General features: G+C 65.7%; 8 protein-coding genes. 2 read left to right on the top strand and 6 right to left on the bottom strand.

The window, feature by feature from the left end; genetic code table 11:
• Positions 1-44: 44 nt before the first annotated feature.
• The gene (locus BXU08_RS05680; RefSeq protein ID WP_077509202.1) at positions 45-1667 is read right to left on the bottom strand and encodes a hypothetical protein; all 1623 of its coding nucleotides are present in this window, start codon (positions 1665-1667) and stop codon (positions 45-47) included.
• A gap of 99 nt (positions 1668-1766) precedes the next feature.
• Between BXU08_RS05680 and BXU08_RS05675 the strand changes: the two genes are divergently transcribed.
• Together BXU08_RS05675 and alaS are read left to right on the top strand one after the other, a co-directional pair.
• Positions 1767-3035 (top strand): Xaa-Pro peptidase family protein, encoded by a 1269-nt coding sequence (locus BXU08_RS05675; RefSeq protein ID WP_077512045.1) that lies wholly within the window; start codon positions 1767-1769, stop codon positions 3033-3035.
• Between the two features lie 393 nt (positions 3036-3428).
• A complete protein-coding gene (gene alaS / locus BXU08_RS05670) occupies positions 3429-6080 on the top strand; it encodes an alanine--tRNA ligase (protein WP_077509201.1) in 2652 nt (883 codons plus the stop codon).
• A 3-nt stretch (positions 6081-6083) separates the two neighbouring features.
• Here the strand turns inward: alaS and BXU08_RS05665 are convergent, their stop codons facing one another.
• From BXU08_RS05665 to BXU08_RS05645, 5 genes are all read right to left on the bottom strand, one after another.
• Positions 6084-6599, bottom strand: coding sequence for a hypothetical protein (locus BXU08_RS05665; RefSeq protein ID WP_077509200.1), 516 nt, complete (start codon positions 6597-6599; stop codon positions 6084-6086).
• 26 nt (positions 6600-6625) lie between these two features.
• On the bottom strand, positions 6626-7168 hold the full coding sequence (locus BXU08_RS05660; RefSeq protein WP_077509199.1) for a hypothetical protein: 543 nt from the start codon (positions 7166-7168) through the stop codon (positions 6626-6628).
• 76 nt (positions 7169-7244) lie between these two features.
• On the bottom strand, positions 7245-9026 hold the full coding sequence (locus BXU08_RS05655; protein ID WP_077509198.1) for a cation:proton antiporter: 1782 nt from the start codon (positions 9024-9026) through the stop codon (positions 7245-7247).
• Between the two features lie 279 nt (positions 9027-9305).
• Entirely contained in the window at positions 9306-10526 is a 1221-nt protein-coding gene (locus BXU08_RS05650) for an NADP-dependent isocitrate dehydrogenase (RefSeq protein WP_077509197.1), read from the bottom strand.
• Between the two features lie 71 nt (positions 10527-10597).
• On the bottom strand, positions 10598-11218 hold the full coding sequence (locus BXU08_RS05645; RefSeq protein ID WP_077509196.1) for a class I SAM-dependent methyltransferase: 621 nt from the start codon (positions 11216-11218) through the stop codon (positions 10598-10600).
• Positions 11219-11386 lie beyond the last annotated feature (168 nt).

The raw sequence follows: 11386 nt of genomic DNA, 5'->3' as shown, positions 1-11386 counted from the left end.
CGGCAGGGAAGGGGATTGTCGCGGCCGGGTCAACCCCCGTGCGCTCAGCCGGTGATGTCGCGCTTGCCGCGCCAGCCGGCGATCGCAGTCTTGCGGTCTCGCCGTGCTGCCGCCGCATCGCCTAGCTTCGCCTCGACATGTGCGCGGATCGCCAGCGCCACCGGATCGAGCGGGCGGCGCTTGAGCGAAGCATCGACCGCCGCCAGCGCCCCCCAGACATCACCTTCGGCAAGCAGAGCCGCCGCCACGTCGCGGCGTACCGGATACCACCACAGCGGTGGGTCGGCCGATTCGGAGAGCGGCTTGGCCTCCTCGATCGCCGCGGCCCTGGCGAAGAACGCGACGGCGCGGCGGTTCTTGCCCTCCAGCATCGCCGCGCGGCCCTCGAGCACGTTGCGCCCGACCGCGAAGGCCGCCGGGATCATGCCGTCGCTGCGATCCTTCTCTACGCGCTTGGCCATCGCATGCGCCTCACGCCGCACCGCCTTGGCATCGTCGAGCCGGGCAAAGGCCTCGCCGCGGGCATAGTGCCACAGCGCCTGCGCGACCGGATTGGACTTGCCCGGATCGGCGATGCCAAGCATTTCGCCCGGCGGCGCGAACCGCGCAATCGCGACGAAGCCGTTGCCGAGCACTGCCTGGCGGAACATCGGCAGCGTGCCGCTACGTCCCGCCATTGCGACCATTGGCCGGGCAAGCTTCAGCCCCGCTTCGGCATCGCCCGACATCAATGCGCCGCCGATCCCGAAATGGACGTTGTGCGCGTGATAGGCGAGCGTCCAGACGCCGTCGGGCTCGGCCAGCTTGAGCCGCCGAGCATTGTCCATGCCGAGCTCGACGGCGCGGACGTTCGCCGTCGCCGCGTCGGCGTAGCGGCCCACCCCGTAATAGGTGTGCGAAGGCATGTGGACGAGATGGCTTGCCGCCGGCGCGATCGTCGGGAGCTTGTCGGCGAAAGGCTCGGCGCGCTTGGGATAGCCGGCGAGCTCGGTGGCATGGATGTAGAAGTGGATCGCCGGAGCGTAATCGGGTGAGCGCTTGAGCACGCCTTCCAGCAGCGCGACGGGGCTGGCCATCTTTTCCGGCTTATAGTCCGACGCGATCATCAGCGCGTCCGCAGCGACCACGCTCAGCGCATCGTCGCCCGGATTCGCCGCGGCCATCTTGACGATCGCATCGGCAAAGGCCTGGTTGCCCTGTTTGGCGTCGTCGGTGTAGCGCAACTGCATCGCCGCGATCAGCTGGCGCTCCTTTTCCGGAGCCCCGACCGACAGTTTCTCGGCAGCGGCGGCGATCTCGGCGAGCCTCTTCCTCTCGTCCGGGCCGACGCCGTAATTGAGCGTCGGCCCCGCGGCCCAAGCCTCGCCCCAGGCGCACATCGCGCAATCCGGATCGAGCCGCCGCGCCTCCTTGAAGGCCGCGATCGCCGACTTGTGCGCGAAGGCGTGACCGAGCTGCATGCCGTTAGTGAAGAACGTCTGCGCCTCGGCGCTCCTGGTTTGGATCGCGAAACCGCCGGGGCCGTAGCCGGGAAGGATTGCGGTCTTGTCGTTGCTGTCCACTAGGTCGCTGCACCAGCGCGCGAAGATCTCGGGCGCGGGCGAGGGCGCCGCCGGCGCGGTTGCGCCAAGGAGCAGGATCAGCGGTGTCACGGCAATATGGCGCATGCGAGTTCCCCATTCGCTTGCAGAAACCCTAGCGGAGGGGATTGAAGCCCGGCGATCAAGCGCTCTATCGCGGGCGTCCGATCTTTTCCGGAGAGCATGATGCCCGTGACTGCGCCGACCTTCAACCGCCGTGTCCTGATCGCCGCGGCCGGCGCGCTGCCGCTGCTCGGCCTGCCCGGCATCCTTCACGCCGCCGACCCCGACGTTTCGGACCTCCGCGACATTACCACGGGCGCGCAGCCGATCGGCCCCGAGGAGCGCAAGGCGCGTATCGCCCGAGCCCAGGCACTGATGAAGGCGAGCGGCATCGGCGCCGTGCTGATCGAGCCGGGTTCGTCGCTGATCTACTTCACCGGGGTGCGCTGGAGCCGCAGCGAGCGGCTGACCTGCGTGGTGATCCCGGTCGAAGGCGAGCCGTGCATCGTCACGCCGTTCTTCGAGGAGCCTTCGGTTCGCGAGTCTCTGGGCATCGCCGCCGAAGTCCGCGTCTGGCAGGAGGACGAGGACCCGCTCAAGGTGGTCATCGGTTTTCTCAAGGACCGCCGGCTCGCGGAGAAGCCGGTAGGGATCGAGGAGACCAGCCGCTACTTCATCGTCGATGGGTTGCAGAAGGCGCTGCCCACCACCAGAATCGTATCGGCGAACCCCGTCGTGCGGGGGTGCCGGATGATCAAGACCTCGCCCGAGCTGGCGCTGATGCAACTCGCCACCGACGTGACGATCGCCGCCTATCGCTGGACCTATCCGCGGATTCGAGAGGGCATGAGCAACGGCGACATCGCAGCGTTGATGACGGCTGCGACGCGCAAGCTGGGCGGCGCAGTCGAGTTCAATCTCATCCTGCTTGGCGGGGCCGCCGCCTATCCGCACGGCACGCGCAAGCAGCAACGCGTGACACCCGGTGAAGTCGTGCTGATGGATTGCGGCTGCACCGTACAGGGCTATCAGTCCGACGTCTCGCGCAGCTTCGTCTTCGGCAGGGCAAGCGCCGAGCAGCGCAAGGTTTGGGAGGTGGTCGCGCACGGCCAGCAAGTCGCGTTCGAGGCGGCAAGGCTCGGCACGCCCGCCGGCGCGGTGGATGACGCGGTCCGGGGCTATTACACTTCGCTCGGCTACGGCCCCGACTACAAGCTGCCTGGCCTGTCGCACCGCACCGGCCACGGCATCGGCATGGACGGTCACGAGCCGGTCAATCTGGTGCGCGGCGAGAGGACCCCGCTCGCGTCAGGCATGTGCTTCTCGAGCGAACCCGGCATCTACATTCCCGGCAGCTTCGGGGTGCGGCTGGAGGATTGCTTCCACATGACCGAGGCCGGGCCGAAATGGTTCAGTGAGCCGCCCAAGTCGATCGACCAGCCGATGGGGTGACGCGCGGCCCTACACGGCGCCGAGTCGTCCCGGCAAAGGGTACACGAAGGTCACACTGTCTGCGTGTTCCTGCGACGGCATATTTGTCCCAGTTTCCAAGAGACGCGCGCATTGAGTAGCATTCTTGCGCCGAGCGGGGTCCTATATTTCCTGTCTAGTGAAAGAGCAGCCGGTGGTGCGCGCCCGCGGTGAGAGGCAAGCAGGCGAATCCTACATTGCAGGGCGCGCCGCCCCGCCCGACGACCGTCCGCATCGCCAGGCAGCGCACCGAGCCGAGGTTCTTCGAGTTGAGACCTTGGCCAGGAATTGCACCCGCGCCACAGTCCTGCCGCCAATCCCCCTGATCGAAGTGTTTCGCTTGAGGAAAGTGCGGACCGCAACTAAGTCGCCGATATGACTTCCACCAACGACATCCGCCGTTCGTTCCTCGACTATTTCGAGAGCCAGGGTCACGCCCGCGTGCCCAGCGCACCGCTGGTGCCGCATAATGATCCGACACTGATGTTCGTGAATGCGGGGATGGTGCCGTTCAAGAACGTGTTCACCGGCCTCGAAACGCGTCCCTATTCGACCGCGACGAGCAGCCAGAAGTGCGTTCGCGCCGGCGGCAAGCACAATGATCTCGACAATGTCGGCTATACCGCGCGCCACCATACCTTCTTCGAAATGCTCGGCAATTTCTCGTTCGGCGACTACTTCAAGGAACAGGCGATCACGCATGCGTGGACGCTGCTGACCGAGACCTGGGGTATCCCGGCCGACAAGCTGACCGTCACGGTCTATCACACCGACGATCAGGCGTTCGACCTGTGGAAAAAGATCGCCGGGCTGCCCGAGAGCCGGATCATCCGCATCGCCACCAAGGACAATTTCTGGGCGATGGGTTCGGATGGTCCTTGCGGGCCGTGCTCGGAAATCTTCTACGATCATGGCGACCATATCTATGGCGGCCCGCCGGGATCGCCCGAGGAAGATGGCGACCGCTTCGTCGAGATCTGGAACCTCGTGTTCATGCAGTATCTGCAGGAAAATGACGAGATCGTCAGCGAATTGCCCAAGCCCAGCATCGATACCGGCATGGGGCTCGAGCGTCTCGCCGCGGTGCTCCAAGGCGTCCACGACAATTACGATACAGACACGTTCAAGGCGCTGATCGCCGAATCGGGCGCACTGACCGGCGCCATCACCACCGGCGACAACCAGGCGAGCCACCGCGTGATCGCCGATCACCTGCGCTCTTCGGGCTTCCTCGTGGCCGACGGCGTGCTGCCGGCGAACGAAGGCCGCGGTTATGTGCTGCGCCGGATCATGCGCCGCGCGATGCGTCACGCGCATCTGCTGGGTGCCAAGGATCCGCTGATGCACCGCATGGTGCCCTCGCTGGTTGCCGAGATGGGCGCTGCCTATCCCGAACTCGTCCGCGCGCAGCCGCTGATCAAGGCGACGCTGCTGCAGGAAGAGACCCGTTTCCGCCAGACGCTCGCCAATGGCTTGCGCTTGCTCGACGACGCGACGCACGGGCTGACGGAAGGCGATACCTTGCCCGGCGCGACGGCGTTCAAGCTCTATGACACCTTTGGCTTCCCTTATGACCTGACCGAGGACGCGCTGCGTGCCAACGGCATCCAGGTCGACCGCGCCGGCTTCGACACTGCGATGGCCGAGCAGAAGCGCGCCGCACGTGCCGCGTGGAAGGGCTCGGGCGACAAGGCGTCGGACGAAGTCTGGTACGACATTGCTGACGAGCTCGGCGGCACCGAATTCACCGGCTATGTCGGCACTGAGGGCGAGGGCCAGGTCGTCGCGCTGGTCAAGGACGGCAAGCGTGTCGATACGGCAGGCGCCGGCGACAGCGTCACCATCCTCACCAACCAGACGCCGTTCTACGGCGAATCGGGCGGGCAGATGGGCGACGCCGGCAGCATTTCGAACGACAAGATGACCGCAAGGGTCGAGGATACTTCGAAGCCGCTTGGCCGCCTGCACGCGCATCATGCCAGGATCGAGAACGGCGAGCTCGCCGTAGGCGACACCGTCAAGCTCTCGGTCGATGCCGAGCGCCGCGATGCGATCCGCGCCAACCACAGCGCCACCCATTTGCTCCATGCGGCGCTGCGCAAGCACCTGGGCGGGCATGTCAGCCAGAAGGGCAGCCTCGTCGCACCTGATCGGCTGCGTTTCGATTTCTCGCACCCCTCGGCGCTGACGCCGCAGGACATTGCCCAGATCGAAACCGATGTGAACGCGCAGATCCGCCATAACGAGAGCGTCGGCACCCGACTGATGACGCCCGAGGACGCGATCGCCGCGGGCGCCATGGCGCTGTTCGGCGAGAAATATGGCGACGAGGTCCGCGTGCTCTCGATGGGCCGCGGCGACGAGCAGCATTATTCGGTCGAGCTGTGCGGCGGCACCCATGTCAACGCCACCGGCGACATCGCGATCTTCAAGATCGTCTCGGAGAGTGCTGTTTCCTCGGGCATTCGCCGCATCGAGGCATTGACCGGTGAAGGCGCGCGCCAGTGGCTCAATGCGCGCGACGATCGGCTCAAGGAAGCCGCTGCGGCGCTCAAATCGTCGCCGGACGAAGTGCCCGCGCGCGTTGCTGCTCTGGTCGAGGAACGGCGCCGGCTCGAGCGCGAGCTCGCCGAGGCCAAGAAGGCGCTCGCGCTCGGCGGCGGCGCTGCGGCGGCACCGGCGGGGCCGGAACAAGTGAACGGCATCAACTTCGTCGGACAGGTGCTCGAGGGCCTCGATCCCAAGGCACTGCGCGGCGCTGTGGATGAGGCCAAGGTACGGATCGGTGGCGGCGTGGTCGCGCTGGTCGCAGTCAATGAAGGCCGCGCGTCGGTCGCCGTCGGCGTCAGCGATGGGCTTGGCGTGAGCGCAGTCGACCTGGTCAAGGCAGCGGTGGCGGTGCTCGGCGGGCAGGGCGGCGGCGGCCGGCCCGACATGGCGCAGGGTGGCGGTCCGGACGGATCGAAGGGCGCCGAGGCGATCGAGGCAGTCAAGGGTGCGCTCGCCGGAGCCCGCGAGACCGCGTGACGCTCAGGGGGCGACGGTGTACCCGTCCTCCGGCTTCACCCACAGTGCCTTTTGAGTCATTTCGGGCCGGGCGACGCCGTCGATCGAGACTTCCATCCTGAGCAGCGCGCCGTCGCGTACTTCGCGCATGCAGCCCGTCTTGTTCGCCATCGGGGCGATTGTGCCCACGATCTGCGGGCGGATCGCCGCGGCGGTCGCGGCATCCACCGGCTTCCCGTCAGTCCGATAGGTCGCCGTCTCGAAATCCGCGGTGCGGATCGGCGAACAAAGCGCGCCGTCCTTGACCGTGCCGGCCGATCGGATCTCCATCGTGGTCACCGGCTGCGGCGAGATCAGCACCGTCCCCGTCGATTCGAAGCTGCCGTCGCGCTTCACCTTGTACCGGGTCAGGCTCACACAGGTCTTTTTCTCGACATTGGGATTGGTGCACTGGATCTTGCCGGCCTTGGCCGCGGCAAGCGGATCCGCGGGGGTCTGTGGCGCGACGCTCGCCAGCATCAGGAACAATCCTTCGATCATCGACTGGACTCCCTCACAGGTTCAGCTCAGCGACCGACCGCATAGCCTTCGCTCGGCGATACCCAGGCAATGGTCTGCGCGAGTTCGGGGCGGACGACGCCGTCGATAGTGACTACTGCGCGGATTACGCCGGCCTCGGTGCGGTCGAGATAACAACGCTTCTTGCCCTGCATCGGCTGCACCGTATTGAGTATTTGCAGCCGCATCGCTCGCTCGGCATTGGGCGACAGCCGTTTGCCACTGCTCAGCAACATACCGTTCTGGAAGTCGCCGACGCGCATCGTCACGCAGACGCCACCCTGCTCGACATTGCCGAAGGTGTCGTAGCGCAGCAGCAGTGTTCGATCGCCGCCGACAAGCCCGCTCACCACGGCGTCGAAGCTTTTGTCGCTGTTGATCTTGTAACGGATGATCGTTTGGCAAGTGAGCCGGGCCGGATTGGGCGCGATGCAGCGCAGCTTGCCCGCGCGCGCCGGCGCGAGTGGATCGGCGGTCAGGGCGGGGGCGTTGGTTAGGGTAGGTGTAGATTGTCCCGTCAGCAGGCCGGCGAGCAACAGGGCAGCGATCATCGGGAAAGGCTCCTAAACTGGCGCGCAGGGATGCGCCCTTGCGCGCAACCCCGCAACCCCGAAGCAGTCGAGCGGTCTATCCGGCCACTTCGCTCGGCCGCGTCCGCCGCAGCCGCAGCCGGGGCTCGCGATCGATGTCCGACGCCTGCTTGATCGCCTTGCGCATCTCGTCGCGCTTCTCGTGGATCGATGCGATCACCGGGCCGACGGCGATGCCGACATCGACCAGCACCGCTTCGGAGAGCTGGAGCGAGCTTTCGAGCGTCTCGGGCACGGCGTCGGTAGCGCCGGCCTTGTAGAGCTCGGCGGCGTGATCGGTATCGCGCGCGCGGGCGATGATCGGCAGATCGGGTACCCAGCCGCGGACGCGCTTGGTCAGCCGGACCGTGAGCACCGGATCGTCCATGGTGAGCACCAGCGCCTTGGCATGGCCTAGCTTGAGCTGATCGACCAGCTCGGTGCGGGTCACGTCGCCGAACAGCACGACATAGCCGTCCTTGCGCGCCGCGTTGACGTTGTCGATGTCGGCATCGACGCCGAGATACGGGACATTGTGCCGCCGCAGCATGTCGGCGACGAGCCGCCCGACGCGGCCGAAACCTATCACGATCGTGCCCGGGCCCGCGGCATCGACCGCGGCGGGGGCGTCGTCGTTCTTCTCCTGCTGCTCGATCAGCCGTGCGACCAGCTGGCCGCCCTTGGCGAGCAGCGGCGTGGCGGTCAGGCCGATCGCAGTGACGGTGGTCCAGAAGGTCGCAGTGGTGCCCGAGATCAGCCCGGCCGCGCCGGCGACGCCGAGGACGATGAGCGTCGTCTCCGACGGGCTGGCCATCAGCACGCCGGTCTCTGTCGCGGTGCCGGTGCGCGCGCCCGAGAGCTTGAGCAGGCCGGTGGTGACCGCAACCTTGACCACCATCACCACGATCGTGGCGCCGAGCAAGGGCGCCCAATTGTCGAGCACGAAGCCGAGGTCGAGCCGCATGCCGACGGTGATCAGGAACACGCCGAGCGCGAGGCCCTTGAACGGCGCAGTGATCGCTTCGACTTCGCCGTGATATTCGGTCTCGGCGATCAGCAGGCCCGCGATCAGCGCGCCGACGATGGGCGACAGCCCGGCCGCAGTGGTCGCGAGGCTGGCGGCGATCACTACCAGCAGGCTGGCGGCGAGGAAGAGCTCGGGGCTCTTGGTGCGCGCGGCCTGCCCGAACATCCGCGGCAGCAATAGCCGTCCGCCGACGAACAGGATCGCGACGGTAAGCACGCCCATGCCCAGCGTGAGCAGCAGCCCGGCTCCCCCGGCGACACCGGGAACCGGGGAAAGCGCGCCGAGCATGAAGATGATCGGGACGAGCGCGAGGTCTTCGAACAGCAACATCGCGAAGGCGGCGCGGCCAACCGCGCTGGTCGTCCCCGCGATCGGAACGACGAGCGCCGTCGAGGACAGCGCCAGCGCCAGCCCGAGACCGATCGCCCCGCCGGTGCTCAGTCCGGTGAGGTACAGCGCCGCCGCGAGGATCAGCCCGGCACCGGCCAGCTCGGCCGCACCCACGCCGAAGACCAGCCTGCGCATCGCCCAAAGCCGCTTGAACGACAGTTCGAGGCCGATCGAGAACAGCAGCAGGATGATGCCGAATTCGGCGAACGGCTCGATCGAATGCGAGTCCGAGATGGTGAAATAATAGAGCCAGGGATTCTGGCCGACCAGGGTGCCGAGCCCGGCGGGGCCGACGAGAGCGCCCACCAGAATGAACCCGATCACCGGACTGATCCGGAAACGTGCGAAGGCCGGGATGACCAGCCCGGCGGCACCCAGAATGACGAGTGCGTCGCTGAAACCGCTGTTCTGAAGGCTGAGCATCAGCTGATCGGCGCGCTAGAGTGACTCAGTCGGCGGATGCCGCGCGCAACTCGCAATTTTATTTCGTGAAACAAGTAGTCGAAGGGTGCGCTGGCGGCATGGCAAATCATGTCGGATATGCCAGCATGTATATCTTTGCATTGCAACCCGCGGCGATCGCAGCGTGGCCGCGGCAGGGTGCGAATGCGGTTGACCGATGCGGTTTTCGATGCCGCGCAAAGCAGGCGCAAAAAAAGGGGCGGCTAGAAACCGCCCCTTTTCGGTCTTGTGGATCGTGGCTTACTGCCAGCTGCCCATTTCGTTCTCGAGATTGACGCGGATCGCCTCGAAGAACTGCTCGGTGGTCATCCAGGCCTGTTCCGGCCCGATCAGCAGCGCGAGGTCCTTGGTCATCGCGCCGCTCTCGACGGTCTTGATGCAAACCTTTTCGAGCGTCTCAGCGAAACGCACCACATCGGGGGTCTCGTCGAACTTGCCGCGATACTTCAGGCCGCCGGTCCAGGCGAAGATCGACGCGATCGGGTTGGTCGACGTCGCCTTGCCCTGCTGGTGCTGGCGATAGTGGCGGGTGACGGTGCCGTGCGCGGCCTCGGCCTCGATCGTCTTGCCGTCCGGCGACATCAGCACGGAGGTCATCAGGCCGAGCGAGCCGAAGCCCTGTGCGACCTGATCCGACTGGACGTCGCCGTCATAGTTCTTGCAGGCCCAGACGAATTCGCCGTGCCACTTGAGCGCAGACGCGACCATGTCGTCGATCAGGCGGTGCTCGTAGACGATGCCGGCTGCCTTGAACTGGTCCTTGAACTCGGCGTCGAACACGGCCTGGAAGATGTCCTTGAAGCGCCCGTCATAGGCCTTGAGGATCGTGTTCTTGGTCGAGAGGTACAGCGGCCAGCCGCGGCCGAGCGAGTAGTTCATGCTGGCGCGGGCGAAATCGGTGATCGATTCGTCGAGGTTGTACATGCCCATCGCGACGCCGGCATCGGGGAAGTTGAACACTTCCTTTTCGATCGTCTCGCCGTTCTCGCCTTCCCACTTCATGGTCAGCTTGCCCTTGCCGGGCACCTTGAAGTCAGTCGCCTTATACTGGTCGCCGAATGCGTGGCGGCCGACGACGATCGGACGGGTCCAGCCCGGGATCAGGCGCGGTACGTTCGAGATCACGATCGGCTCACGGAAGATCACGCCGCCCAGGATGTTGCGGATCGTGCCGTTGGGCGACTTCCACATGTCCTTGAGGCCGAATTCCTCGACGCGCTGCTCGTCCGGAGTGATCGTCGCGCACTTCACGCCGACGCCGTACTGCTTGATCGCGTTGGCCGAATCGATCGTGATCTGATCGTTGGTCTCGTCGCGCTTCTCGACGCCGAGATCGTAATATTTGAGGTCGATGTCGAGATAGGGAAGGATCAGGCGCTCGCGGATCCACTGCCAGATGATCCGCGTCATCTCGTCGCCGTCGATCTCCACGACCGGCGTTGCAACCTTGATCTTCGCCATAGTGCTAGCTTCCTTTTTGAAGGTTTGGCGAGCGTCTAGGGCGATGGGGAGGGGGGATCAAGCGGCGCGGGCTACTTCTTCCAGGCCCACCAGAGCTGCGCGGGGGGAAGGTTCCACAATTCGACCTCGTGATCGATATGCTCCCAATAGGGCGTCAGGAAGTTCCGCACCTTGGGGTTGTACTGATAGACCATGAAGGCGCCGCCGGGGCGAAGGATGTCGTGCGTCGCATGGGCAATCGCGTCACCCACGCCGGTCGGCAGCGTCGAGAAGGGCAGGCCGGACGCGATGAAGTCGGCATGGTCGAAGCCGTGATCGGCGATGATCCGCTTGATCTCGGACGCCGAATCATTGACCGCGATGAAGCGCGGATCGTCGATCATGTGCTTGAGATAGCGGATGAAGTCCGGGTTGGTATCGATCACGATCAGCTTCGCATCGGGCGCGAGGCGCTTGAGGATCGGGCGCGTGAAGGTGCCGACGCCAGGGCCATATTCGACGAACAGCTTGCAATTCGCCCAGTCGACTCGGTCGAGCATGCGATTCACCAGCCGCTGCGACGAGGACGCGATCGCGCCGACCATCACCGGATGCTTGAAGAATCCCTTGAGGAACATGACCCAGGGCGAGGACACTCCGGCGGCGCGCATACTGGCACGGCTGCGCTTGGCGGAGGCGGTCGATGCGGGCATTGGGATCCTTTGCAGGTTTCGTGGGCAACCGGGGCGCACGCGCTTCCGCGAAAACAAACGAATATTCAAGCGCGACAGGTGCTTTAATCGGGGACGACATGCCCCCGAACTCGAATTGCTGCTGGCGCAGATACACCAGCCGCGCCGCGCCGCAAAGCCGATCTGCGA

Origin of the sequence: Sphingomonas sp. LM7 (genome assembly GCF_002002925.1) — a bacterium.
Classification (GTDB): domain Bacteria; phylum Pseudomonadota; class Alphaproteobacteria; order Sphingomonadales; family Sphingomonadaceae; genus Sphingomonas.
The sequence above is the reverse complement of the archived record's forward strand: the minus strand, read 5'-3'. Positions and strand labels throughout refer to the sequence as shown.

Bases quoted from the DNA above. Each gene is read 5' to 3' on its own strand.
- BXU08_RS05680 (WP_077509202.1), bottom strand. From the start codon at position 1,667: ATGCGCCATATTGCCGTGACACCGCTGATCCTGCTCCTTGGCGCAACC.
- BXU08_RS05655 (WP_077509198.1), bottom strand. From the start codon at position 9,026: ATGCTCAGCCTTCAGAACAGCGGTTTCAGCGACGCACTCGTCATTCTG.
- BXU08_RS05660 (WP_077509199.1), bottom strand. From the start codon at position 7,168: ATGATCGCTGCCCTGTTGCTCGCCGGCCTGCTGACGGGACAATCTACA.
- BXU08_RS05645 (WP_077509196.1), bottom strand. From the start codon at position 11,218: ATGCCCGCATCGACCGCCTCCGCCAAGCGCAGCCGTGCCAGTATGCGC.
- BXU08_RS05650 (WP_077509197.1), bottom strand. From the start codon at position 10,526: ATGGCGAAGATCAAGGTTGCAACGCCGGTCGTGGAGATCGACGGCGAC.
- BXU08_RS05665 (WP_077509200.1), bottom strand. From the start codon at position 6,599: ATGATCGAAGGATTGTTCCTGATGCTGGCGAGCGTCGCGCCACAGACC.
- BXU08_RS05675 (WP_077512045.1), top strand. From the start codon at position 1,767: ATGCCCGTGACTGCGCCGACCTTCAACCGCCGTGTCCTGATCGCCGCG.
- alaS (WP_077509201.1), top strand. From the start codon at position 3,429: ATGACTTCCACCAACGACATCCGCCGTTCGTTCCTCGACTATTTCGAG.